This is a genomic window from Lysinibacillus sp. ACHW1.5 (assembly GCF_022014815.1).
GTDB classification, from domain to species: Bacteria; Bacillota; Bacilli; order Bacillales_A; family Planococcaceae; genus Lysinibacillus; species Lysinibacillus capsici.
This window is the reverse complement of record NZ_CP091777.1, coordinates 2,871,383-2,897,453: the sequence shown is the minus strand read 5'-3', so window position 1 is coordinate 2,897,453 and position 26,071 is coordinate 2,871,383. Positions and strand designations below refer to the sequence as shown.

At 36.3% G+C, this 26,071-nt stretch carries 31 protein-coding genes; 30 read left to right on the top strand and 1 reads right to left on the bottom strand.

Annotated features, from left to right (window positions below; translation table 11 throughout):
- Positions 1–273 precede the first annotated feature (273 nt).
- From L6W14_RS14460 to L6W14_RS14370, 19 genes are all read left to right on the top strand, one after another.
- Positions 274–411, top strand: coding sequence for a hypothetical protein (locus L6W14_RS14460; RefSeq protein WP_156113261.1), 138 nt, complete (start codon positions 274–276; stop codon positions 409–411).
- Entirely contained in the window at positions 383–538 is a 156-nt protein-coding gene (locus L6W14_RS14455; protein WP_176408523.1) for a hypothetical protein, read from the top strand. The genes L6W14_RS14460 and L6W14_RS14455 overlap by 29 nt, the downstream gene beginning before the upstream one ends.
- Before the next feature lie 149 nt (positions 539–687).
- Positions 688–1,113: a hypothetical protein gene (locus L6W14_RS14450; protein WP_036076155.1), complete on the top strand. Its 426-nt coding sequence runs from the start codon at positions 688–690 to the stop codon at positions 1,111–1,113.
- Positions 1,114–1,427: 314 nt separating this feature from the next.
- Positions 1,428–2,114, top strand: coding sequence for a hypothetical protein (locus L6W14_RS14445; protein ID WP_237898256.1), 687 nt, complete (start codon positions 1,428–1,430; stop codon positions 2,112–2,114).
- Positions 2,111–3,535, top strand: coding sequence for a DUF2345 domain-containing protein (locus L6W14_RS14440; RefSeq protein ID WP_237898255.1), 1,425 nt, complete (start codon positions 2,111–2,113; stop codon positions 3,533–3,535). The genes L6W14_RS14445 and L6W14_RS14440 overlap by 4 nt, the downstream gene beginning before the upstream one ends.
- 36 nt (positions 3,536–3,571) lie before the next feature.
- Positions 3,572–4,702: a pentapeptide repeat-containing protein gene (locus L6W14_RS14435; RefSeq protein ID WP_237898254.1), complete on the top strand. Its 1,131-nt coding sequence runs from the start codon at positions 3,572–3,574 to the stop codon at positions 4,700–4,702.
- 25 nt (positions 4,703–4,727) lie between these two features.
- Positions 4,728–5,285, top strand: coding sequence for a serine protease (locus tag L6W14_RS14430; protein ID WP_237898253.1), 558 nt, complete (start codon positions 4,728–4,730; stop codon positions 5,283–5,285).
- Between the two features lie 184 nt (positions 5,286–5,469).
- Positions 5,470–5,877: a DUF4280 domain-containing protein gene (locus L6W14_RS14425; protein WP_036076149.1), complete on the top strand. Its 408-nt coding sequence runs from the start codon at positions 5,470–5,472 to the stop codon at positions 5,875–5,877.
- A 33-nt stretch (positions 5,878–5,910) separates the two neighbouring features.
- The gene (locus L6W14_RS14420; protein WP_237898252.1) at positions 5,911–7,440 is read left to right on the top strand and encodes a contractile injection system protein, VgrG/Pvc8 family; all 1,530 of its coding nucleotides are present in this window, start codon (positions 5,911–5,913) and stop codon (positions 7,438–7,440) included.
- Positions 7,440–8,900, top strand: coding sequence for a hypothetical protein (locus L6W14_RS14415; protein ID WP_237898251.1), 1,461 nt, complete (start codon positions 7,440–7,442; stop codon positions 8,898–8,900). The genes L6W14_RS14420 and L6W14_RS14415 overlap by 1 nt, the downstream gene beginning before the upstream one ends.
- Before the next feature lie 30 nt (positions 8,901–8,930).
- The gene (locus L6W14_RS14410) at positions 8,931–9,449 is read left to right on the top strand and encodes a SecY-interacting protein Syd (RefSeq protein WP_036074957.1); all 519 of its coding nucleotides are present in this window, start codon (positions 8,931–8,933) and stop codon (positions 9,447–9,449) included.
- A 47-nt stretch (positions 9,450–9,496) separates the two neighbouring features.
- Positions 9,497–9,709: a bacteriocin immunity protein gene (locus L6W14_RS14405; RefSeq protein WP_081977429.1), complete on the top strand. Its 213-nt coding sequence runs from the start codon at positions 9,497–9,499 to the stop codon at positions 9,707–9,709.
- 810 nt (positions 9,710–10,519) lie between these two features.
- Entirely contained in the window at positions 10,520–10,723 is a 204-nt protein-coding gene (locus L6W14_RS14400) for a hypothetical protein (protein ID WP_237898250.1), read from the top strand.
- Entirely contained in the window at positions 10,723–12,048 is a 1,326-nt protein-coding gene (locus L6W14_RS14395) for a hypothetical protein (RefSeq protein WP_237898249.1), read from the top strand. The genes L6W14_RS14400 and L6W14_RS14395 overlap by 1 nt, the downstream gene beginning before the upstream one ends.
- 11 nt (positions 12,049–12,059) lie before the next feature.
- The gene (locus tag L6W14_RS14390; protein ID WP_131520621.1) at positions 12,060–12,386 is read left to right on the top strand and encodes a hypothetical protein; all 327 of its coding nucleotides are present in this window, start codon (positions 12,060–12,062) and stop codon (positions 12,384–12,386) included.
- 239 nt (positions 12,387–12,625) lie between these two features.
- Entirely contained in the window at positions 12,626–12,844 is a 219-nt protein-coding gene (locus L6W14_RS14385; protein ID WP_131520622.1) for a hypothetical protein, read from the top strand.
- Complete coding sequence (locus L6W14_RS14380) at positions 12,841–13,188, top strand: hypothetical protein (RefSeq protein ID WP_227744907.1); 348 nt, start codon at positions 12,841–12,843, stop codon at positions 13,186–13,188. The genes L6W14_RS14385 and L6W14_RS14380 overlap by 4 nt, the downstream gene beginning before the upstream one ends.
- Positions 13,189–13,958: 770 nt before the next feature.
- Positions 13,959–14,363 carry a hypothetical protein gene (locus tag L6W14_RS14375; protein ID WP_237898248.1) on the top strand — a complete coding sequence of 135 codons (405 nt, stop codon included), beginning with the start codon at positions 13,959–13,961 and terminating at the stop codon, positions 14,361–14,363.
- An 11-nt stretch (positions 14,364–14,374) separates the two neighbouring features.
- Entirely contained in the window at positions 14,375–14,728 is a 354-nt protein-coding gene (locus L6W14_RS14370) for a hypothetical protein (protein ID WP_036074807.1), read from the top strand.
- A gap of 318 nt (positions 14,729–15,046) precedes the next feature.
- Here L6W14_RS14370 and L6W14_RS14365 read toward each other — a convergent pair whose 3' ends face one another.
- Positions 15,047–15,247: a helix-turn-helix domain-containing protein gene (locus tag L6W14_RS14365; protein WP_131520623.1), complete on the bottom strand. Its 201-nt coding sequence runs from the start codon at positions 15,245–15,247 to the stop codon at positions 15,047–15,049.
- Between the two features lie 285 nt (positions 15,248–15,532).
- Here L6W14_RS14365 and L6W14_RS14360 point away from each other — a divergent pair, with 285 nt between their 5' ends.
- From L6W14_RS14360 to L6W14_RS14310, 11 genes are all read left to right on the top strand, one after another.
- Positions 15,533–16,675, top strand: a complete 1,143-nt coding sequence (locus L6W14_RS14360) for a hypothetical protein (protein ID WP_237898247.1) — start codon at positions 15,533–15,535, stop codon at positions 16,673–16,675.
- A 2-nt stretch (positions 16,676–16,677) separates the two neighbouring features.
- Complete coding sequence (locus L6W14_RS14355) at positions 16,678–17,382, top strand: SMI1/KNR4 family protein (RefSeq protein WP_131520629.1); 705 nt, start codon at positions 16,678–16,680, stop codon at positions 17,380–17,382.
- Positions 17,383–17,780: 398 nt separating this feature from the next.
- On the top strand, positions 17,781–18,008 hold the full coding sequence (locus L6W14_RS14350) for a hypothetical protein (protein WP_227744910.1): 228 nt from the start codon (positions 17,781–17,783) through the stop codon (positions 18,006–18,008).
- Between the two features lie 56 nt (positions 18,009–18,064).
- On the top strand, positions 18,065–18,760 hold the full coding sequence (locus L6W14_RS14345; RefSeq protein WP_237898246.1) for an endonuclease V: 696 nt from the start codon (positions 18,065–18,067) through the stop codon (positions 18,758–18,760).
- A 588-nt stretch (positions 18,761–19,348) separates the two neighbouring features.
- The gene (locus L6W14_RS14340; protein WP_131520631.1) at positions 19,349–20,272 is read left to right on the top strand and encodes a serine/threonine-protein kinase; all 924 of its coding nucleotides are present in this window, start codon (positions 19,349–19,351) and stop codon (positions 20,270–20,272) included.
- A gap of 462 nt (positions 20,273–20,734) precedes the next feature.
- The gene (locus L6W14_RS14335; RefSeq protein WP_036075040.1) at positions 20,735–22,903 is read left to right on the top strand and encodes a transcriptional regulator; all 2,169 of its coding nucleotides are present in this window, start codon (positions 20,735–20,737) and stop codon (positions 22,901–22,903) included.
- A gap of 196 nt (positions 22,904–23,099) precedes the next feature.
- Complete coding sequence (locus L6W14_RS14330; protein ID WP_036075041.1) at positions 23,100–23,525, top strand: hypothetical protein; 426 nt, start codon at positions 23,100–23,102, stop codon at positions 23,523–23,525.
- Between the two features lie 89 nt (positions 23,526–23,614).
- A complete protein-coding gene (locus L6W14_RS14325) occupies positions 23,615–24,049 on the top strand; it encodes a J domain-containing protein (protein ID WP_036075042.1) in 435 nt (144 codons plus the stop codon).
- A 29-nt stretch (positions 24,050–24,078) separates the two neighbouring features.
- Entirely contained in the window at positions 24,079–24,654 is a 576-nt protein-coding gene (locus L6W14_RS14320; RefSeq protein WP_036075043.1) for an FHA domain-containing protein, read from the top strand.
- Between the two features lie 36 nt (positions 24,655–24,690).
- Positions 24,691–25,218, top strand: coding sequence for an FHA domain-containing protein (locus L6W14_RS14315; RefSeq protein WP_131520632.1), 528 nt, complete (start codon positions 24,691–24,693; stop codon positions 25,216–25,218).
- A 6-nt stretch (positions 25,219–25,224) separates the two neighbouring features.
- On the top strand, positions 25,225–26,064 hold the full coding sequence (locus L6W14_RS14310; protein ID WP_131520633.1) for a PP2C family protein-serine/threonine phosphatase: 840 nt from the start codon (positions 25,225–25,227) through the stop codon (positions 26,062–26,064).
- Positions 26,065–26,071 lie beyond the last annotated feature (7 nt).

Sequence of the window (26,071 nt, the reverse complement as noted above, 5' to 3'; positions counted from 1 at the left end):
CAATATCTTCTATAGAAAATATTGACATTAATTTTTGGTGTTATATAGTTACTTTTGTGATACATCCTATCATTAGTGAATAAAAAATGCATAAAAGAAGAATTAGAGTTTCTAGTACATAGCTTAGCCTCAAATTGATTTTTATTCCTGAAATATTCTTTATAAGAAGTAGTTATATAATTCTAATCCTGTATTTTTATCACTAAATGTTTATGCTTACCCGAAATTCGTTATCTAAAGGAGGGACGGCTGTAGAAATATACAGCCAAATGAATGGAGATTATTAATCAAACAAACAGAACCATGCTATTTGAAGAAATTAATCCTGAAAAAATGGACTTAATTACGCTTGTTGGAGATGTAAAGGGGATCGACAGTCTAAGTGATGAAAAGATTAAAGAAATTCCATGATGGAGATGATATCGGCTACATTATTGACGAGAAAACGAGCACGTGTCAAATTGACCTTGTGTTTAATGGCAATGTGAAGAATTTAGAAGTAATGATTACAAAAGGGACAAGTGCTGTTAAAGCCTAACAAGTATAAACCTACAATTATTCAATTTTTCAGTCGTATGTTTAAGATTTTTTAAATCTTTTAACATAAATAAGAATCGAGAGACTAATTGCTAATATTCTGCAGAACAGTTAGATGTCTTGATTTAACAAATTTTAGGGGGTAAGAAAATGGGTTTTGTATTAAAAGTAGAAGGTTCAGAGGCAATTGAATTAGGCTTAGAAAGCATCATGACTGTCGAATATGAAACAGATACACCAAATGATTCGAACGCTCGCTCTACAGATGTTGGAGCCACTTTAAAAGTAAGAGGTAAAATTCTTACAGCAACTGATGGTGATAATTCTGATGATACGATGAAATTAGGTTTATGGTCATTAGTACCAGCTGAAAAGGCTGATTGTTACCGTAAAGTGACATTAGAGGTTGTTTCAGCGGATCAAGTAGTAAGAAAAATTCATTTCCCGAACGCTTTTGTGGTGGATTATACAGAAAGATATGGTGACACAGAAGGTATCGGTGAATTCTTCTTATTTATTAAGCAAAAGAAAGACAAAACAGATTTGGCAAAAATCGAAGGCGGCTACGCTGTCTAAGATTGCAGCAGGATAAAACACTACTAATTATCTAAGGAACTTTTATAGTTCCTTAGATTATTTTTAATCTCCCTAAAATTACTTTAAAGGCGGAAATAAAAGATCCTATACATAGAAAAGATAGCACTCAAACTCATATTTTTGTGAGGAAGAAGTAGAGAGAAGCATTGCCAACAGGTATGCCTTTGATGAGATGGTTGAGGCAATGGAAGGATCAGATTTCAAATTCTGTGTCATGAAGGATGTGTAGGGACTAAGCAAATAATAGTTGATAGGTTGAAATATAGTTGATGAAAAAACGGAAGGTGATTGGGATGAAGTTTATAGATGAAAAAATTATTGCATTAAGAAATGAAATGAGAGAGCAGGAGCAACATGAGCTAGCCCAGCGACAAGTAGCCTTACAAAAGGAACAGGAGCCTGAGCAGGCATCTAAGCAGGAGGAGCAAGACCTTGAAAAAGTAAATATCTATCAAAGCTACATCATCATTGATGATGAGAAGATAGGGGTGATGGAGCAGTCATTATTGGATGGTAAAATGACGATTCGTATGCCAAAACTATTTTCTAAGATGTCTACTGAATTAGCAGCCTTAAAGTACCCATCGGACCGTCGACCAAATCTAATTTATACAGATGAATCCTCATCGATTAATCTTGCCTTCAACCTGACTCCACATCGATTACAGGAGGAGGGAGTTGCTGCTTTTCAAGAAAATATGATTGATATCCTTGAACAAGCTCAACCTTCAGCTGATTGGCTTGATACGGATGTCCTGAAGATTGACGAAAAGACAGTAGGCTTTTTAGAGATTATTACACCGGCTATTGATGGCGATATTTTTAATTTAATGTTCTTTGCCTCTATCGAAGGAATAGCACTTATTGGAACCTTCAATTGTATGGAGGAGGACCTTGAAACTTGGCGTCCGATTGCGAGAGCTATGATGGAATCCTTGCGATTTGCTTCAAATAGTAGGAACGGAGGGGGAATACGATGAGTAGTGTCGTGACAGCTTATCATAATATTCAAATTCTACCTTTTGAGCTTATTAGTATTCAAGAGCTTACTATCGTAAAAAAAATGAATGAACATGCTACGTTACGTTTTACTGGTATTGTGCCTGAAGTAGCGAGAGACACATATGTGGAAATGACGGAGGCAAAATCGGCAATTGAAGTAAATCAGCTTAATCATCTTGGTATCCCTTCACCCTTATTTAAAGGTGTAATTTTAGATGTGAAGGTTCGTTCAGTTCGTGGCATTTATTATATTGAAGTAGAAGCGGCTTCAAGCACCTACCAGCTAGACATTAAAAAGAAAAATCGCTCCTATCAGGATAAGGAAATGACCTATTCGTCTTTATTCAAACTATTACATCCTTTTTATCCTGGTCTTGACATTATTGATGAAGCAACAAAGGGTGCTAAATTAGACAAGTTTACCCTGCAATATCGAGAGACAGATTGGCAATTTTTAAAAAGACTAGCCTCACGTTTTAACACTGGACTAGTGCCTGCTGCTACCTTTGATAAGCCAAAGTTCCATTTTGGTGTGCCTGCTGGTAGAGCTAAAGGCAAGCTAGAAGATTACCATTATACGACCCGAAAAAAACTAGCAGATTACCTTCTATATACAGAGAATGGTAATGGAGGTATGGGAGAGCATGACTTTCTATACTATGAGGTGGAAACAGATAAGGTAATGGAAATAGGAGATCATGTCACTTTTCATCAACAAACGCTTTATATATGTGAAGCATACACAACCATGAAGGGTGGCTTGCTGAAACATTATTATACGCTGTCAACGAAAAATGGCATGAATAAAAGTGAACTATTTAACGATGCGATCTCAGGCTTATCACTGGAAGGAAAAGTATTAGAAGTCGCAAAGGATCATATTAAGGTGCATTTAGCGATTGATGAGAAGCAGGATAAAGGCAAAGCACATTGGTTTCTTTATTCTACAGGCTATACAGCAGAGGGACATAGTGGTTGGTATTGTATGCCTGAAATTAATGATTTTGTTCATGTCTATTTTCCTTCACATCGGGAGGAGGAAGGAATTTCTAGCAGCTCCATACGAAAAAATTTAGATACTTCAGCAACGAACAAACTAGATGATCCCTCAACCAAATATTATCGTACAGCCTTTGGTAAAGAAATTAAAATGAGTCCAACTGAAGTGGTTATTACTGCACAGGATGGGGATATTTTTATTCGGCTAAACGAAGCAAATGGTATTGAAATATTTAGTAAAAAAGAAATTAAACTAATCTCTGAGGCAGATATATCAGTGAATGCGAGTAAGAAAATTCTTTTGTCTGCGGAGGAAGAAATTTCTTTACAATGCAAAGAAAGTAAAATAACGATGAATGGCAGTGTGCAGATTTTTGGGAAGGAAGTAAAGGCAAATTAAAATGGTTGCGTGTGAATGAGAAGGAAGGAGACTTATATGCAGACACAGGGAGTTTTACAGCATTTTTATGATAACGAAGTAGAAAAAAGACGGTTGAAATATCTCTTATTGCTTGAGGATTTTTTTCAAGCCTCCAAGGATAGGCTCGCTGATGATTTTAGGATGTCTTTTCAAAAAATATGTCAGCAACTCAAACAACAGCAAACGCTTCAACAGAAAGGACCGATTGCACATATCACGTTTTCAATGCTACGCACAGAGCTACTAGAGAGCAACCCTCACTATTTAGTAGAAGCTACGGATGAGGAATGGTTTTTTGATATTCATCCACTTTTAACTACTTATGATGCAGGCTGGGCGCATCATTTTTTAGAGCAATACATTGAAGAATTAAGTTTGTATAGCAAAACTTTTATGGGGGCAATTACTCAAGCAGATATTGATCGCATTAGACTTCAGGACGCCAAACATTTTCACCAATATGTAATAAGTCTCGCTAGATATGCGCTACCTGACATTATTCGATGTCCAGAGTATTTGGCGCTAGATCGGGATGTGGCTGTCGAGATACGTGTAGGCGAGTTTATGGATATGAATGAGGTTGTCTATAGCGAGGATTTTTCAGCGAAGGATAGTGAAGAAATAAAGGCTTGGCTAGATGAACAATTAGAGGAGGAATATCCATACGAGGTATTTAGCCATTTAAATTTAGCAGGTGGGCGATATGAAGGCTTGGATATTCGCTATGCCTTTTTCCACAAAGCCAATTTAACCAATTGTCATATGCGTGAATGTCTGTTGATTGGTACTAGCTTTCGGGAGAGTCAGCTAATGGACACGGATTTGAGCTTTAGCGCAATTTATGAGGCGGATTTTAGTAATAGTCAGTTACAGGGAGCGAATTTTCAACAAGTACAAGGAGCGAGTGGTCTACTAGATCGTCAGAAATGGGAAATACCTGGCTATTTACCGGTTCGTTTTACCGATGCGAATTTAGAAGGCGCCAATTTTGAGCTAGCGAATTTACGAGGGGCCAGCTTTATGGGGGCAAATGTTAGAAATACAAATTTTGCGGGAGCCAATTTAGAAATGGCTATTTTCTCTAAGGAAGCAAAGGAATATGTAAAGCTAGATCCATTCCAGGCTGCTAGTGTCATTTGGAAGTAGACAGTGTGAAAAAAGGAGACGAAAGATGAACTATTTTATTCTATCTCAAGATGAACGTATCACAAATGCTGTGAAACCTGTTGGTATTGCCCAAGTGATTAAAAAAGAGCTATTAACCATTGAAAGAATGGAAGAATTAGAGGAACTTGAACGGCAATTTCCTGTATTAGAAAAAGGCGAGGTGGTGTATACCGATCTCATAGAAAAGCCAATCATGCTTATTTCTGATGCTGTTAAACAATTAGTGGAAAAGTATGTCCCGAATATGCCATTTAAAGCAGTTGTTCTCACGGATATGCCTAAATTAATGCAAACCTTATATTGGCTGGTGATCCCACCAAGAGTGCGTTGTCTTTCCACTCAAACGGAATTTCATCTGGATGGTACGTTGAAGAAGCTAGTCATAGATGAGCAGTTGGCTGCTCCTTATTCATTCTTTCAAATCGAGGGCATTAAAGAACAGTTTATAGTGGTGAATATTGAATTAGCAGAGAGTATTCTACGCAGAGATTTTCGGGGAATACGATTACAAAAAATACAAACTGAAGGAAGATGGAACGACATTCTTTCTGTAGGAAAATAGATGAGGTGCTTGAAAAAGGATTAAAGCACATGATGGAAGGTGCTTTAGATAAATGGTAGGGAGAAAATAGCGAGATTAAAATTAGAGCAATTTGAAGAAAGAGTCGTCAGACGTAAGTATTGCAGTTAAGTCTTATGTTTAGCAAAAGTGGTAACACCTTACGTATCGAAAGGATGGTTTTTCTATGTCAGAAGAATTGCAGACAAAGGGTGGCGACCAACGGAGTTATGTCGTAGCTGGTGCCAAATTATCCTGTTCACAAGGAGATCAAACGAGTATTTTAAAAATGCCAGTCAGTCACGGTGTTTATACGAAAAATAAGGCGCAGATGAATACGATGGATTATAAGCCTTATGTCAATATTCAACCATTTGGCTTATGCCAGACATTAGCGAATCCAACTGTTGCGGCAGCTACAGCTGCTAATAATGGTGTCTTAAAGCCCATGCCCTGTACACCTGTGATTACAATGCCCTGGATTAATGGGAAGGATGATCAATTAATTGAAAATCATCCAGCGTTAGTTAGTCAATCGATTAATATGTGTATGTATTGTGGAACGATAAAAGTAGAAGATGATGGGCAAGAATAAGCGATTGTCCCCTGAGGAAAGAAGGGAATTCATGTGAACACATACGAGGAAGTAATCGGATACGGTGAGCTTGAACTCGTATCCCCCTATGAAATCCAAACATTGCATAATCTCACGTTGACTCAAACAGTGAACGACCATGCAAGATTAGCAATAACGGGATTTATTCCTGCGGAAAAGAAAGATAGTTGTATGCAGCTTGCCAGTACGGCAGATCGAATAGAGCTCTATCAAAAACACAAAGGTCAACGGCTGCATGCGCTTTTTAAAGGGCAGGTAACAGAAATTGCGGTACGAATGACAAGGGGTGTATATCAAGTTGAATTAGAGGCTGTTTCTTCTACATTCACCTTGGATTGTAAACAAAAATACCGCTCCTTTCAGCATCATAAAATGACTTATGAGGCGATGTTAAAAAAGGTGCTAGAAGATTATTCAGGTGCAGATGTTATTGATACTGTATCGAAAGCTACTCCTCTTAAGCAATTTATATTACAATATAAGGAGACGGATTGGCAATTTTTACAACGTATGGCCTCCCATTTTCGGGCTGTATTAGTCGCCGCAGTGGATGCTGATAAGCCGAAGTTTTGGTTTGGCCTACCTGAAGGGCGAATGCAAAAGCTTTCCTTGGCAAATTATACGATCTTAAAGGATCGCTCTAAGTTTTTACATAGTAAGCATAATGACATCGAGCAGCCAATTGAAGAGCGGGATACAGTTGCCTACGTGATAGAATCTAGAAAAACATTGAAACTGGGTGATCGCGTTCTGCTCCAGGGCAAGGAGCTGGTAGTAGCCAAGTCTATCGCCCGCATGAAGCAAGGCATCCTTACCTATGAGTATCATCTGCTGTTCGAAAAAGGCATACGTCAAGATAGGCGCAGTATTCCGTTCCTACCGGGCACAGCGATTGAAGGAAAGGTATTAGAGGTCAAAAAGGATCAGGTTCGAGTCCACCTCAGTATCGATGAGACACAAAAAAAGGAAGAAGCTACGTGGTTCCCACTTGCTACGCCTTATACGGCAGAGGGACATAGTGGCTTTTACAGCCCACCAGAGGAAGGAGATAGCGTCCACCTAACCTTCCCAACACATCGAGAGGAAGCAGCGTTTGTTCGTCATAGTGTACGAAAGGGTGGCGAGTCCAACCCGAAAACAGCTGATCCCAAAACGTCTTACTGGGGTACACCGAAAGGGAAGGAAATGAAGCTAGACCCACAGTCCGTAACATTTACCGCCAAGGAGGGCGCTGTCTTTCTGCAGCTCCATCAGGATAGCGGCATCACTGTGCATAGTAAGCCCTCCTTGCTGGTCAAAGCCAACGACACGATCACCTTTGCCGGAAAACGTGTGTCCATGAGTGCAACGGAGTCGATGCGTTTCACATGCGGCTCAAGCAGTCTTGTATTTGATGGCAATACCGATATTCAGGGACAGGTAGTGACGATGGATGGCTCCATTAAAGCCCCTGTATCTGTCGCTGCGCAAGAAGAGGAAGCAGACCTGGAGGCAGCCCTAGACGTCATGGGGATGATCCCTGTTGGTGGGGGTGATGCCTAATGGGTCTATTAGGATTAGCAGGAAGCTTACTAGGGATGATTCCGAAAGTAGGCTCCCCAGGTGGAAAGAAAAAAGGAAAGAGCGGCGGATCAAAAGGAAAGAGCGGCGGATCAAAAGGAAAGAGCACTAAGAAATCCTCCAAAAAGAAGAGCTCTACGAAGAAAAAACAAAGAAAATCCAATAAAAAGAAGAAAAAACGCAAGAAGAAAAAGAAGAAGTGGGGTAAATTCTTTACCAAGGCACGGAAGCTAAAAAATAGTTTATCCAAGAGTAAATTGGTTAAACGGGCGAAAAAGGCAATTAAAAAAGCTGTTCTGACCACGAAAAAGGTTGTGAAAAAAACAAAGGCGGCCGTGTCGAAGGCCAAGCAACAGGTAAAGACCGCTGTCAAACAGACGAAGCAGGTAGTGAAGAAACAAGTACTACCAGTCGTGAAAAGGGCTGCACAAGCAACGACCAAAGCAGTGAAAAATGCTGTAAAACCTAAAAATCTGTTAAATACGCTACAAACGGGCTTAGATATAGTCGGGATGGTCCCCGTTGTAGGAGAAGTAGCAGATGGTGTGAATGGTATTATTTATGCGGCAAGAGGTGACAAGGTCAATGCGGCTCTCTCCTTTGGCGCTATGATCCCAGTAGTGGGCAATGCAGCAACAGCTGGTAAATGGGTCAATAAAGGTGCGAAGGCAGCGAAGGGTATCAGTGAAAGTGCTCAAAAAGCGAATAAAGGCCTTTTAGGCAATGTAAAAGAAAAAGTCAACAAGCAAGTCTCAAATGTAAAAACGCAGATCCAAGCCAAAGTAGACGAAGTCAAACAACAGCTGCGTCAGCTGCGACCATCAGAGATGGAGTTAGCAGGAGCAGGTGTAAACGTTAGACGCATAGAGGATACAGGAACGGTTGGAAAAAATACGTCCTCCTCGAGTCCGAAGCCATCTAATTCCCAACCACCACAAAATGGCTCGAATAAAAAGCCTGATGAGAATAAGGGTACGGGTAATGCTAATCATCCTATAAGGACTTATAGAAATGCAGATTTGAAAAAATTAGAAAAAAAATATACTGCTGACCCAAGAATTACAGTAGAAATGCCATATGTGGGTAAGGGTAAACCAGGAACCAATGCAGAAGGTTGGTTACGTGATAAAGACTTTTATTGGAAAGAAATAATGAATAAACATCCAGAAAGTTTAAGTAAAGCAAATAAACAAAAAATTGATTTAGGTTTCGCTCCTATAAATGATAAAACATTTAGGGAACATTTCCCTCAATATGATATGAAGGAATTATATAATGATAAATTAATCCATCATCACGTAGGTGGGGGTGGCCAAGCAGTTGCAGTGCCTTCAAAGTTACACCCAGGAACAGGTGGTATTCATAATGCCGAAAAAGCTGCAGGTGTTTGGGGAAATGATAGTGAGTATGCTAAATTACTTGAAAAATTTTTAAATAAGTAAAGGGTGATAATTTTGTCAACAAAAGAAGCAATGCAGATATACTTTCAGATGAGGAAAGAGGTGGCTGCAGAAGGTTTAGATTTTTTATTTAAAACACCAGTTAGTAGTGATGATAATCTAATAATTTATGAAGGTGAAGCTGATGAGGATGAATATATCTCATGGAAACCTGTAGAAATGGCTGTTTCACAAAATTTTACAAGATTAGAAGATGAATTTGATATAAATTTGCATAAATCAATAGTTGATTATTTTAACTCATATTGGTTTGCAGACTTAGATGGATTTTTTAAGGAGCACTATATTACATTAGAACCTGTCCTACCGAGCACTGGCCTAAGTTCCTTCCGAGAGTCTTTGAAAGGATATAAAAAAAATCACGGTGATAGTTTAGAAAAGGTACCTATTGGAATTGAGGGAAATGGTTTGTTAGTGGTTATTGAGAACAATAGTGGAATAATTCAATTAGAAGATTTTGAAAGAGGTACATTTGAGTATATTGCTGAGAATGTTCAAGAATTAATAGGAAATTTAAGATTAAAAAGCTAACATTTTATTTATTGTCAATTTATTTCACCAAGGATGAGTGAATAATTATAGATAAAAAGCTAACTTTTAATGAATTAGTTGAACTAGTAAATAAAATATGTAATCCTAAGCTGTCTGATGAAGAAGTAAGCGAATATATAGAAATTTTAGAAGATAATGTTCCTCATCCAGCCCCTAGTGACTTAATTTTTTGGAATGAAGAGGATTTATCACCAGAAGAAGTAGTGGAGATTGCCTTAGCGTATGAAGAAGAAAAATAATTGTATTTAGAACACGTATTAGGAGAACCTTGATGAACTTGAGCAACTTGGTAAATTGGAATATGAGTTTTTACCAGAAAAAATAAAGGAAGTGAACAAAATTATTTCATCTAAAGGGTATGGCTTATTTTCTTATCCAACTACAGGAGATTATTATGCATTGTTCATTTCGATTCTATCAAATAAAATAGAGCTACTAAAAATTGAATTAGTTAAGAATGTCAATATACCTTTAAATGAAAGGTATATACAGTTGTATGACTAGCTATGAATTTTGTCTTACTTCCATGTCCTAATAGGATACTTTGTCAAAACAAATAGTTAAAGGTAGAAACGTTGTTCTAACAGCTTTTCTACCTTTTTAATTTCATATAATACGTGAATAAAAAAGGGATACATTCAAAAAAGAAATTATATAAGAAGTTAAACAAACAACGCTAGGGGTAAAACCATAAAAATGGATTGGCTAACCATATACGGCAAGGGAATAGTGGCTTTTACAGCCCACCAGAGGAAGGAGATAGCGTCCACCTAACCTTCCCAACACATCGAGAGGAAGCAGCGTTTGTTCGTCATAGTGTACGAAAGGGTGGCGAGTCCAACCCGAAAACAGCTGATCCCAAAACGTCTTACTGGGGTACACCGAAAGGGAAGGAAATGAAGCTAGACCCACAGTCCGTAACATTTACCGCCAAGGAGGGTGCTGTCTTTCTGCAGCTCCATCAGGACAGCGGCATCACTGTGCATAGTAAGCCCTCCTTGCTGGTCAAAGCCAACGACACGATCACCTTTGCCGGAAAACGTGTGTCCATGAGTGCAGCGGAGTCGATGCGTTTCACATGCGGCTCAAGCAGTCTTGTATTTGATGGCAATACCGATATTCAGGGACAGGTAGTGACGATGGATGGCTCCATTAAAGCCCCTGTATCTGTCGCAGCGCAAGAAGAGGAAGCAGACCTGGAGGCAGCCCTAGACGTCATGGGGATGATCCCTGTTGGTGGGGGTGATGCCTAATGGGTCTATTAGGATTAGCAGGAAGCTTACTAGGGATGATTCCGAAAGTAGGCTCCCCAAGTGGAAAGAAAAAAGGAAAGAGCGGCGGATCAAAAGGAAAGAGCACTAAGAAATCCTCCAAAAAGAAGAGCTCTACGAAGAAAAAACAAAGAAAATCCAATAAAAAGAAGAAAAAACGCAAGAAGAAAAAGAAGAAGTGGGGTAAATTCTTTACCAAGGCACGGAAGCTGAAAAATAGTTTATCCAAGAGTAAATTGGTTAAACGGGCGAAAAAGGCAATTAAAAAAGCTGTTCTGACCACGAAAAAGGTTGTGAAAAAAACAAAGGCGGCTGTTTCGAAGGCCAAGCAACAGGTAAAGACCGCAGTCAAACAAACGAAGCAGGTAGTGAAGAAACAAGTACTACCAGCGATGAAAAAAGCTGCACAAGCAACGACCAAAGCAGTGAAAAATGCTGTAAAACCTAAAAATCTGTTAAATACGCTCCAAACGGGCTTAGATATAGTCGGGATGGTCCCCGTTGTAGGAGAAGTAGCAGATGGCGTGAATGGTATTATTTATGCGGCAAGAGGTGACAAGGTCAATGCGGCCCTCTCCTTTGGCGCTATGATTCCAGTAGTGGGTAATGCGGCAACAGCAGGTAAATGGGTCAATAAAGGTGCGAAGGCAGCGAAGGGTATCAGTGAAAGTGCTCAAAAAGCGAATAAAGGTCTTTTAGGCAATGTAAAAGAAAAAGTCAACAAGCAAGTCTCAAATGTAAAAACGCAGATCCAAGCCAAAGTAGACGAAGTCAAACAACAGCTGCGTCAACTGCGACCACCAGAGATGGAGTTAGCAGGAGCAGGTGTAAACGTCAGACGCATAGAGGATACAGGAACGGTTGGAAGAAACACAACAACTCCAAGTCCGAAGCCATCTAATTCCCAACCACCACAAAATGGCTCGAATAAAAAGCCTGATGAGAATAAGGGTACGGGTAAAAATGAAACCGGATGGGATATTCCTCGTGGTGGCGGTGAGATAGGGGGAAGAAGATATTCAGAACATGCACTAGAAAGAATGGCACCTAATCTGATCCAAGTTAACGTTGAGTTAGAAAAAAGAGCCATTGAAAAGGGATTAAAGCCAGGTACTAAAGAATTTGAAAAATTTGTTGACCCAAGGGGTGTTCCACCTATGGTTGTAGAGGATACAATTAGAAATGTAATACCTACTCCTGGAAATAGACCAAATACACTAAAATATGATGGTGAAGCCGCTACTGTAATTACTAACACAAATGGTGATGTTATTACGGTAATTCCGAAGGGAAGCAAGAAGAAGTGAGGGTGATTTTCATGGCAATAAAATATGATGAATACTTACTGCTTGAAATATTCAATAGTGAGCCAATAATAATTGATAAAGAAGCTGAAATTTACAAATATAAGATGCAAGGTCCTCTAGGATTAGAAATAGCATTTTCTTTTTCAGTTTATGACCAATATGTAACAATAAGATTGGACAATAAACAACTTCAAAATCCATTATATGACGTTGAAATACAAAATGTAGAGGAAATTAGGGTAGAGAATGCTAAACTATTAATAATTAAGCAACAAAGTAAAGAGCCAGTAATCGAAGTTACAATAACACCTAACTTTAAGATAGATTTATGTATCTAAACTAATAATAGTCACGAAAATATTTTATTATCGACCTGTATCAGCGGATTTTACAATACAACCAAGAAACCACAATGTGAGCTAGTCGCTCATGTTGTGGTTTCTTCTTCATCCCAACTATATCATTAATTTTCACTGAAAGAGCACAGGTGGTCACAATGAAGGACTAATTAAATCAACAAAATATTAATAAAGGTAGTGGCATTCTAAAAGTAGATGCAGGAAAGCAAGGTAAGCATGTGCCAGGGCATGGTAATAACGTTTCAACCAAGTCACAATGCCTGAAGGTCAAAAATGGTGTACAGTTAACTCAAGAAGCATGGATGAATTTTACTCCGGTACGAGCAGATGGAAGTGTAAAAACTTATGATTTTGGCAAGCCTGTTGGACCAAATGGAGAAACTAGGGTGAAAGTTCATATTGATAAAAAAGGTAATATTCATGGAGATAAAATATGAGAGAAGTTTTACTAAATACAATTGACAGATTGTATGGAAAAGGTGATTTTCAATATATACTTGCTAAGTATATTGATAAGGAATATTGGGTTAGTAAGTTCAATGATGAGGTAGAACAGATATTCATTGATAATCTTACCGACTTCAGTTATTCAACGTGCTTTTCTTATTTTATTCAATCATCACTAAGTCCGGACTTTAGAATAGGTAGTGATGAGTTTAACGATTATCTTAAGGAAAAGCATGAGGTAACAGGGGTTATGGTGTTAATTTCATTAATTGCTCCGTATTCAGTGGTTAAATATGTTAGGTACAACTACAATGATGGGGCTGTACAAAAATGAAGCATATTCTCCACTTAATAAAGAAACAGAGCGAATTAATATAAGGATTTTAGAAATATTAAATAATAATGGAATTCAAACGCTAGACGAAGCTATTCTGAATGTTGTAGTGCCGAATATTTCTTTAGAGTTAAAAGAGGAAGACGTTACAATATTTAATTGTCTTTTTGAGGATAGATATTGAGTTGTTAAACCTTGACTGGCTATATGCCTCTCAAGGTTTTTCCTTAACTCAATGAAATTTATGGTTAAAAAGTAATCTGATATTTGATTCGAAAGCTAATAAAGGCTGGGCCATCAAGGAGCACTATGTAAACAGTGGTCTAAGAATAAAAGTGTGAGAATTAGGCGAGATGACATTTTACATGCAAGAGGTAGTTTTGTATGGAAAAGTGACTAAATAAACGATAATGACAAAGCTCGTGGCGATAAACAAGGATATAAATAGTTTTTTTGTGTACAGTTAAAGATATCCTTGAATTTGAATAAATAACTCATGAAGGCAAGCCGTCAAGAAATGTTTTTTTATACTAATGTAATAAGAGCGAAAATGGGTGAGATGACATATTACTTACAAGGACCACTTTATGGATGGCATAAGCAACAAACACACGAGATTAAACAAGCTAAAGGGTTTAAAAGGTACACTTGCCATGTAGTAAAAAAGATGTCATACTGTCAATACTAAAATAACTTATAAAACTTGCAAATATTAATAAATTAGAAAATTTATAAACTTAAAGCACTTGATTGTCTATAACAGGCGACAAGTGCTTTTCTACATATACAGTTGGAAGAAACACAACAACTCTAAGTCCGAAACTACTAATACCCAATCATCACAAAATGGCTCGAATAAAAAGCCTGCCGAGGATAAGGGTACGGGTAATGGTGTAGGTAATTTTGTAGGAAAAATTAATGCCGATAATATTCCTAACATGACTAAAAATGATATATTAGATGGGTTACCAAGTAACTGGAAATACACTGAGAATAACGGTTTTGTTCATATTAGAGATGCTAATGGAAATGTCCGGATGAAAATTGACCCTCCTGACAAAGTTACAAAGTATGACCATGTTCATATTTTTGATGAAAGTGGTAATCCGCTTGATGTAAACCTAAACGTTGTGGATAGAAAAAGCCCGGATGCTCATATTCCATATAAAAAGTGAGGTGGAGTAACTTGAATGCTCAGAAAATACTAAATGAAATTGAAGAACTGCATTATTGGGATGCTAGAGTACTGCAAATGGAGTCCAGTTTTTTTGGAGATGAACTTAGAATTGTATTTGAAGACACAGATTTTAATGTAATCTTACTTTTTACTGGATGTTCGAAATTCTCATTTGTAACAAGTGTTGATGATAGATTGAAACCCTTAAAAGAGTTAACGAAAACTCAAATTCCTTATTTTATTCAAGATGTTGAGATTACAGATGTACAGATTGATGGAGAAGATATATTAAAATGTAATATTTTTATGCCGCCTTTAAATGTAGAAGTTGTTTGTAATACTATACTAATTGAAAAAGAATAATAAAAGAACCTTGATTTGGTTAATGAGCCTATCAAGGTTTCTTTTTTGTTGGTGGGGATACCCAGTGTCGAATAGTTCAATTGTTATGCAGAGAATATGAGTAACTCCTGTAAGCCTCATATTAAGTTTTTACGAATTATATAGTACGTACAATACCTTTAAAAAGTATGTCCTATTTACTCTTTATTTTGTTAAGCAAATAACCATAATATCATCAGTTACCACCATTTCTATTCTCCAAAGCCATACCTTCGCTTCTCCCTGCCTTTAAATTTTTCGCAACTTTTACGTACATATAACGATTACTAGAGCGAGAGGCTACTCCACCTCGATTAACTCCTGAATGTCGATGTCTAACACTTTGCATACTGTTTCTAATGTTGATAGATAAACCCTGTCCACATTGTCTGAACAAAGATGGCTGATTGTATTTGGTCGTAGTCCTGTCATTCGTGCTAACTCACGTTGTGAAAGGTCACGTTGTTTCAAGATTTCCTTTAGTTTGATTGATATTGGCATGATATTTCCCTTCCTATTATTCATATTACCTTTTACGATACACAATAAATTTGTATCGGTAAAGGGGTTGAGTATATCGCTAAAGCCGCATACAATGAACTTATACTAAAAATAGCGTCTAAGCGTTACGTTAATCTCAATTTATGTAACGGAAAGAAGAAAAAGAAGAAGTGGGGTAAATTCTTTACCAAGGCACGGAAGCTAAAAAATAGTTTATCCAAGAGTAAATTGGTTAAACGGGCAAAAAAGGCAATTAAAAAAGCTGTTCTGACCACGAAAAAGGTTGTGAAAAAAACAAAGGCGGCTGTTTCGAAGGCCAAGCAACAGGTAAAGACCGCTGTCAAACAGACGAAGCAGGTAGTGAAGAAACAAGTACTACCAGTTGTGAAAAAGGCTGCGCAAGCAACGACCAAAGCAGTGAAAAATGCTGTAAAACCTAAAAATCTGTTAAATACGCTCCAAACGGGCTTAGATATAGTCGGGATGGTCCCCGTTGTAGGAGAAGTAGCAGATGGTGTGAATGGTATTATTTATGCGGCAAGAGGTGACAAGGTCAATGCGGCCCTCTCCTTTGGCGCTATGATTCCAGTAGTGGGTAATGCGGCAACAGCAGGTAAATGGGTCAATAAAGGTGCGAAGGCAGCGAAGGGTATCAGTGAAAGTGCTCAAAAGGCGAATAAAGGCCTTTTAGGCAATGTAAAAGAAAAAGTCAACAAGCAAGTAGCGAACGCCAAAACCCAAATCCAATCGAAAGTAGACGAAGTCAAACAACAGCTGCGTCAGCTAGGAGCCCCGCAGATGGAGTTGGCAGGTGTGAACGTTGGACGGATTTCGGATACAGGATCGGTTGGAAAAAATACGTCATCCTCGAGTCCGAAGCCATCTAATTCCCAACCACCACAAAATGGCTCGAATAAAAAGCCTGATGAGAATAAGGATGCGAGCCAAATTGGTACCTCACCTCGATATGGTGATAGGCAAATATCAGACGAAGAATATGATATGTTAAGAGGACAGACGCCAACACAAAAATTGAGAGATAAAGTAAATGAAGGACACGATAAAAAAACAGTAACCAAAGATCAAGTCCTTCCTGGAAAAACATTTAAGGGTGCATTGGAAGCTGATCATATTGTTTCGATGGATAGAATTGCTAGGATGGATGGTTTCGGTAATTTAACAACCTCCCAGAAATTAGATATTTTAAATAATTCAGAAAATTTTGTGGAGTTAAGTAAATCTGCCAATACTTCTAAGCAGTCTAAATCGTATGAAGAGTGGACACATTATACGGAAGGGAAACCAGGAGAAATAGAGGTAAATCCTGAATTTAGGGAAAAAATGATTGTCAAAGAAAAAGAGCTTGAAAGAAAGATACAGAAACAGATAGATGATTTTAATGAGTTAAATAAAAAAGGAGATGACTAGAGATGAACCAAAAACTTACTTATTTAAAAAAGTACAATGAAAATGTTCGCATATTAACAATTGATCAAATTGAAAAACTTGAGGATAATGAAATACCAATTGAATGGAAAAAAATCTTTTATAATGACGATATCAAAAAAAGAATTGATTTATTTGTGAAAATTTGGGAAAAAAATATAGGGATTGAACTACGGAACACGATCTCTTATCTAAACGAATATCTTACAAATATTGAAATAATCGAAATGGAAGGAGAATATTCAGTTTTATATACTATAAGAAATTCAAAAGGAGACATATTATATTACGAAGGGCGTAATCCTCAAAAGAGACAAAAAAACATAGAATTAGAGAAATCGTGGAGTAAAATACCTTCTTCGATTCAAAAATTTTATGAAAATGTTCACGATGGTTTTTATTATTATGCGAGTGAGTCGATGGGCTTAGTTCCACTAGAATCAGTAACATACCTTGGTGATGAAGATATTGAATGGAGTATTATTGATGATTTAGAAGAACCGATAAAAATTAACCTAGATTCATCTTTTGGCTTTTTCACTAACGGTATGGGAAGCTATATAGCGATAGATTATACAAATTGTGTTGATAATAATGCAACCTTTTGGTCTGCGAAATTAAAGCCAAAATATAATATAAATTTTTGGAGTTATGTAGATGAATGGATTGTAATTGGATTTGAAAATTAACTCTGTAAAGGTATTCTTATTTTAAAAGAATAAAAGCAAGATTTTTTAGAACCTAAAAATATTGTTAGGAAAATTACTTAAAGCACTTGATGTATAACATTCAACAAGTGCTTTTCGTGTTTTCACATTCGCGATAAATTACCCTCAAAAGAATTATAGTAACGTTGCAATATTGGATGTAAATATTTCTGGGCTTAAGCCATAATTTAAAGCGCACAGTAGGACAAAAGAGCAGATAAAGCACTCGATTCTCCATATGATTTTGCAAATTATCTAACTCTAGGTGCAGTAGATGGCATTTGGTCTGGAGCCAAAGGTAGAGCAGATAAGATGCGCAACATTTGGTTTACGGGAAATATTTTAATAAAGGGATTATCTCTCATTATGCAGTAGAATTGATGGAAATTGGTGACGAAAGTGAATTTGTTCATGAACTTGCTTGGGGAATATCTAGTGAAGATTTAGATAAACTCATGTTAGCTATAAGAACTAATTATTTTCCTCAATTAAATGAAGAAAGCACAATATTGGTTAATTATATGCCCCAAGAACTTCCAACTACGCATGAAGATATAATGAAAAGGTTTGAAAATTTTTTAAAACGAGAGAGAATTAGATATAGTTAGCTATTTTAATGGGCAAAGAAAGAAAAGCATAAAAGACAAGTAAAAAAAGTGAAAGAATGGATGAATGGTGGAAAATGAAAAGGGAAGAATTGTTTAAGATTGAACAAGAAAAATGGATTTCTAAGATTTCATTAGAAAACAATTTTCAGTTAGCAGCTATTCGTCGGGTAGCTGGAATTGACATTGCATATTGGACAGAGGGGAAGCAAGATTATGGGGTTTGTTGTATTGTCGTAATCGATTATATTACCAAACAAATTATCGAAGAAGTAGAATATTGGGGTCAAATAGATGTGCCATATATTCCAGGATATCTTGCTTTTAGGGAACTTCCGATGGTGATAGAAGCAGTGAAAAAGCTGCAATGTGAACCAGATCTTTATATGTTTGATGGAAATGGTTATTTACATTATAGGCATATGGGAATCGCAACACATGCCTCATTTTATTTGAAGAAACCCACAATAGGCGTTGCAAAAAGCTACTTAAAGATAAAAGACACGGATTTTCAAATGCCAAAAAATGAAACAGGAAATTTTACTTATATTAAGGTTGATGGAGAAGTATATGGAGCAGTATTGAGAACGAGAAAGGATGTAAAGCCCATTTTTATTTCATGCGGTAACTGGATCGATTTAGAGACTTCAATAAAAATAACTCTACATTTTGTAGAAAAAAATAGTCGATTACCAATTACGACACGTTATGCAGATTTAGCTACTCATGAGAATAGAAGGAAATATACTCAATAGATTCATTAACAGGTAAACATATTTGTTAGGGTATAAGAAGGAGTTTTTGGTTACTCATAGATTTAGAGGTTATGTGATATAAAAGGTGTCGTACAATCAATAAAGAAATCACCCTACAACGTTATAAACTTAATAAATAAAAGTTCTTTTTTTTCAAATACATATTGGGAAGTTTATGATAAAACACATCAAGACCTTTTAGGACTGGATTCATGTAAAGAGGAATCTGTTTTTTTATAAATATATAGAATCTACATAAAATAAATATCTCACAAAAATATATGGCTAGATTATCTTTTGAAATCAACTGCTTGAATCACCTATTTAAATGTGATTTAAGCTTTTTTTATGAATAAAGGTTAGTGTTAATTCGACTTTCTAATATAATAAGAAATTCTTAACGAGAGATGGATAAAAAATCAAAATGTCAAATAGATGTACCAAACCTCAAATGGAAAGAAGATCACTATTTAATAAAAAGATATAAATTGGTATACTTACATTAATTTGTATTTTAGTTAAAAGGTAGATAATTTGATCTATATTTGCATACAGGTTTTCAAAGCTTATAAGGGGGAAGGAGCAAAAATGCAAGCAACTCAATGTGAATTGAGCTTACCGATAAATAGTGTTCTGAATAATACATATAAAATAAAAGAAGTTGTTGCTACTAGTAAATTATCCATCGTCTACCTTGCGGAAAATATTAACAATGCAGAGCAACTAATTGTTAAAGAATTCTTTCCAAAAGAAATGGCTATACGGGATTTAGATAATAGAACAATCATCAATCGTTTGCCTTCAACAAAGCAAAAATTCAAGGATCTAAAAGGAATTTTTCTAAATGAAGCATTTATTATGCAGCAAATAAATCATCGTAATATAGTCAAATATACTGATCATTTTGAGGAAAATGGATCGATTTATATCATTATGGATTATTATGAAGGAAAACTATTAGATCAATATCTAAAGGATTTTCCTGTCCAGGATCGAGACCATTTATACAAAAGTATCTTTCTTCCTTTAATAGATGCACTGTGCTATGTACATAAACTGGGGATTCTCCATCGTGACATTAAGCCAAGTAATATTTTGATAGATTCAGAAGGTAATCCATTTTTACTAGATTTTGGGTCAGCAATTTTTTATAAAACAGCTAAAGATAATCAAATTTTTACAAGCTCAGGTTACTCTCCTCTTGAGCAATATTCTAATAAATCCGCGCAAGGTGTCTATACTGATGTATATAGTTTTGCTGCAACATTTTACTTTTCAATGACAGATAGTATTCCTCCTGATGTTTCCCAGCGGCTTATTGAGGATAAAATTGAACAAGTAAAAGAACATAATAATAGTGTAAGTCTTCTCTTATCCTACATCATTATGTGGGGGTTGGCAGTACAAGTAAAAAAACGGTGTCCTTCCCTACAAATCATGAAGTGGGTAATAACAGTTGAAGAATTTGTCAATAGGATAAGGAACTATTTAAAGGTAAATAATTCTAAATGACCAATTATCTAGAAAAAGTAATCCATTCTTATCATTTTGTAGTGTAAGATCAGCGCTCTGTACAGCCTAAGAGGATTAAAAAATTCACCCTAGGCTGTCTTTTTTTATTAAAAAAAGTGGAAAAACACATTTTTTTTAAAAAAAATATCATAAAATTAGGTATGTTTAATTTTTCCTATTAAAATATCAATTTACATTTTAATTAACAAAATATTACAATGTAAATATTGACAATAAAATAAGATATTGTATAGTTACGTTGTGATACATAATGTCATTTGTGATGTAGATAAAATGGTTATAAAATTTTAACTTCAGTTTAGCTAAACTGCAGTTTCTTTTTCTTTAAATGGAATTTTATAACTAAAAAGTTAATTTTAAGTTACCGCTCGCAGATGATTGTGCTTACTCGAAATCCGATGTAAAAAGGAGGGATGGCTGTATAATAATACAGCCGAATGAATGGATATTATTAGTCAAACAAACAGAACCATGCTATTTGAAGAAATTAATCCTGAAAAGATGGACTTAATTACGCTTGTTGGAGATGTAAAGGGGATCGACAGTCTAAGTGATGAAAAGATTAAAGAAATTCATCAATATCTTCTTGTCAAAAGCTTTGACGAATTTTTAGATAAGTTTTCTCCAACGGTTTATTCATTCTACAATGCCGCTAATCAAAAGGTAATGTATACCCTGAAGAAACCTGAAGGTATTCAAGATGATTGTATTTCTGAAATAGCAATCGATCAAAATAATGATTTTTTAAAGATGCTCTTCACCCTCATTGATACCAAAAGAAGCCAGGGCATCACAAATGTAGATTTTAAATTCGAAAATCTACTTGATATGATCTCTCCTAAGAAAGTCATGGACGACATTCGCCAAGTTCGTAAGGAAATTCATTACCTTTACGGTGAATATGAGAAGCTAGATGAGGGTGATCCGAAAAAATTAGATACTGGTGACAAGCTGAATCTGATGTTTGAAGTAGCCAGTAAAAATTACAACAATGTCATGGCCATGCTACCTTTAGCAATCGAAGATATTAAAACTAGATTATTGTTAGGCGTTAATCAGGATGAAGGAGAATCCGAAAAATTACAAATTGGGACCCTTTCTATTGGTGATAATGGCGAGTTGAAAATTATTGAGGCACCTCAAAACAATAGCTCGGAACTGATGGTGATTGAAGAAAATAGTAACTATGGTTTAAGTACTGTTTTTGAAGAAGATTATGAGGCCATTACAGAGTCTCCTTCTTCCTATGTAAAAGATTTAGTTGTAAGAACGTTCTCTCCTCTACCAGCTGTGAAGGCGGAATTTGATGTGGAAACAGAGGTTCAAAATTACAATACATACCTTGAGTTCTATAAGAATGCGAAGGATGAATTTGTAAAAACGGTCAAGCCTCTAGTGGAAAAGCTCCTAGGCATTAAAATGTACTTTGATCAGTACACAACGAAAAATAAAGGGATGCAGCCATCATTGCTTGTGACAAACACTAAGCTCGATATGCTCGTGAAAAGTAATAACCTACCACGATTACGGACGTATTTAAATACTGTAAACTCTAAAAATGACTTTACGGATACGGTGTGGTACGGCATTGTTCCTGCACTGGAGCTAGAGGCTACTGGAAAAATGAAGGTCAGCCGATCTAGATTTAAAGGGAATGAAAAGGTTGCCAAGCAAGAAGGCAATACAATGGAATCCCTATCGATTCTTCTAGATACGATAAAAGATTACAAAGTGCAGGTTTTCTTTAACTTCATGGCGGAGGAAGAAACAACATTCAATGGGATTGCAACCGCAGGGATAGATCGTCTGATTGATAAATGCGCCGTGCTTGTTCGAAAAGACTATAGTGAGTTTGCGATACCGTGCTTACCGAACTTCACCATAATTCCAAAGGATAAATCAGGTGTCGTTATTGATGCGAGAATGTACACGACGGAAAATGGCGCCCGTTTATCTAAAGAAAAGGAAGATATTTTAAAGCTATGGATCGAAGGGGTCTATGTCGGGGCTAGCTATGTAGCCGCAGGCATTGTTTCCGCCTACCAATGCCCTGAGTATTTAAAGGAGTCCTTCAGAAATGTAAAACGTAATTATCCTGGCGTACGATTCGATATTGAAGCCGGTGAAAACTCGCTTAGAGCTGTTACAACAATGGCAAAGGAAATCTCAGGCTTTACGAATAATATTAAAGATGCGATTAACAGCAGAAGCTTTGGCTTTGTGTTCTCGTCAGAAAATGCCCAGCTCCAAGATAAAGATATTAAACGTATTACTGTCTATAAAGCTAGAAGCTTAGCGATGGAAGAGGATGGATTCGATTCTATCTACAAAACACAGGTGAGTACGTATATTGAAAGAATACTGCGATTCCAATCAGGTGACTTTAAGCATGAAAATATTGTTAGGTTCTTCAGTAATAATCCAAGCAGTCAAAAAAGTAAATGGCTGAATGATAAAGGCTATGTCAACTCCATTATCCATGATGGAGATGATATCGGCTACATTATCGATGAGAAAACGAGCACGTGTCAAATTGACCTTGTGTTTAATGGCAATGTGAAGAATTTAGAAGTAATGATTACAAAAGGGACAAGTGCTGTTAAAGCCTAACAAGTTTAAACATACAATTATTCAATTTTTCAGTCGTATGTTTAAGATTTTTTAAATCTTTTAACATAAATAAGAATCTTCATTAAGGTGGAGTGTTACATATTTCTCGATGTTTTATTGAGAAATGAAAACAGCAAGTGTTAAAAACTTTCATCTTATGAACAGGAGATTCAAAAAATATTAGGAGGGAATTAGAATGGGTTTTGTATTAAAAGTAGAAGGATCAGAGGCAATTGAACTAGGGTTAGAAAGCATTATGTCTGTTGAATATGAAACAGATACGCCAAATGATTCTAACGCACGTTCTACAGATGTTGGAGCCACTTTAAAAGTAAGAGGTAAAATTCTTACAGCAACTGATGGTGATAATTCTGATGATACGATGAAATTAGGTTTATGGTCATTAGTACCAGCTGAAAAGGCTGACTGTTACCGTAAAGTGACATTAGAGGTTGTTTCAGCAGATCAAGTAGTAAGAAAAATTCATTTCCCAAATGCTTTTGTGGTGGATTATACAGAAAGATATGGTGACACAGAAGGTATTGGTGAATTCTTCTTATTTGTTAAACAAAAGAAAGACAAAACAGATTTGGCAAAAATCGAAGGCGGCTACGCTGTCTAAGAGTGAGATAGCACACTAAAAATTATCTAAGGGGCTTAATATAGCTCCTTAGATAATTTTTGAATAATCCTAGTACTGGGGATGAAAAAATGAAAACACATTATGACACATTAGGTATTAGTAAAGACGCGACACAAGATCAAATAAAGCTCGCTTATCGAAAGCTTTCAAAAAAGCATCATCCTGATGTAAGCGGAGGAAACAAAGAGTCTGAAAAAATTTTCTTAGAAGTAACAGAGGCATATAAAGTTTTGAAGGATGAAGCGGCTAGGAAGGCATATGATGCTCGACTAGATGGCGCTGCGCAAAGCTGGAATCATGAACACTCAGCTAACAAGCAATCGACAAGTCAACAATCGACTGCAAAAAGGCCAGATTTTAATATGAACAATATTGAAAAAAACTTTGAACATTTCTTTGGCTTTAATCCTAAAACAAAGGAAACGTCCTCAACGTTACATAAGAAAAATAAGAAGAATCCTCTTGATACTACAGATTTATTCGAACGTTTCTTTAATAAATAATTCAAAATGGCAAGAGGGAGTGTGATTATATGCAGGAACCATATTCAAGTAAAGATTATAGTAACAATGCAAGGAAAAAAATGTTTATAAGACTCATCGATATTATTATTATCACAATTGCCTTCTTTTTTATCCTATATGTTTTTGTTATGAATCAGGAAGTCCTTTTAAAATTTGTTATCGGAACCGTAATGGTGATACTTGCCATTATTTATGGTTCTCTCAAATACGAGGCAAAATCACTCACTCAAGCGAAAACAAACAACGACATTTCAAAGCTTGTACTACTTAATGAACGCGGGATGAAAGTAGATGAATGGGAGCTTGGTGATCAAATTTCATTGCTTATCGGGAAAAGTACAGCTGAACATAAGGCAGATATTGATTTATGTGGAACGGAATATGAATCTCTTGTGAATTATGAGCATGCTGTATTAAATTGTGTAGCTGGTATTTGGTATATAGAGGATATTGATTCAGTAAATGGTGTTGGCTTAAAAAAAGCTAATAAGCGCGTTAAAAATAGATTAAAACAAGAGATCCCTTACCCATTAGGTAATGGTGACACGATATACATAGCAAATACGCGAATTTTGGTGAAATAGAGAAAGAAATTCGGAACATAGATGGGGGATAACGAAATGAGTTTGATAAGATGTACAAATGGTCACATGTTTAGTTCAAGGAGACATCGCAATATTTGTCCATATTGTAACGTGATGGTGGAGCAAGAGCACAGACAAAATAGCCCAACAGCTCCTGTCGTTGAATCAGAAGATAAAACATTGCCCTATTTAGGAGAAATGGATGGAATTGATCCAGTAACAGGTTGGTTGGTTTGTATTGAAGGCCCTCAAATGGGGAGAGATTATCGCATCTTAACTGAAAAGAATTTTATAGGTAGAGCAGAAGACATGCATATCCGGATAGCAGGAGATAATTCCATCTCGAATCGTAATCATGCTGTCATTGTATATGATCCGAAAAAGCGTAATTTTTATTTATTACCAGGTGATGCCTCGGGATTAGCTTATCTGAATAATGAAGCCGTTTATACCCCAACTGAATTAGCAGCTTATGATGTTATTCAGTTAGGGAGAAGTATGTTTTTATTTATTCCATTATGTGGCGTTCACTTTGAATGGGAAAACAATCAAAGTGAGGAATGATGATATATGGACCAAAATTTAGTGCCTTACATAATTGCCTTAATTTTCATCATTATACTCATCGTTTTGCTAATTATCAGATTTATTCTAGCTCAAAAAATGGATAAAGGGAAAATTTATATTGGGAATGGTCAAACGATTGGAAGACGTGATGAACAGGATGATTATTTCTCCACAACCGAAACAACGCATGGCACAATTGCAGTGCTTGCAGATGGTATAAGTGGTTTAGCCAATGGTCGTATGGCCAGTACTATCGCTGTAACGACATTTATAGAAGAATTTAAAAAGCTTACTACCTTAAAAAATCTACCTAACTATTTTAAGGAAGCAGCCATAGCAAGTAATCATATGATTTTAGAAAATTTAAATGGCTCGAACGGAGGAACTACCCTAGTCACGGCCATTATCGACAAGGAAGGTTTACTCCATTGGGGGGCTGTAGGAGATAGTGTTATCAAAATTTTTAGAAATGGCGAATTTATAGCGGTTAACCAAAAGCATATTTTTGAATCAGTATTAACAGAGCGATATATTTCTGGTGAAATAACTCAGCTTGAGGTGCAAGAAAATCCTCTGAAAAAGAGACTTATCAATTATTTAGGGTATGAAGGCTTTAAAAATTTAGATATAGGGAAGAGCCCTATTCAGCTAAATAGGGGCGATAAGGTCTGTCTATTTAGCGATGGAGTCTATGATACGTTAACAGAGGTTGAAATGGAAAAAATTCTCTCACAGCCAACTCCTCCCTATGATATTGCTCAAGACATTATTAAAGCTGTTGAACAAAAACGCTTAAAAAATCAAGATAATGCAACCATCGTTATTCTAGAAAAAACATGGTAAACATTTT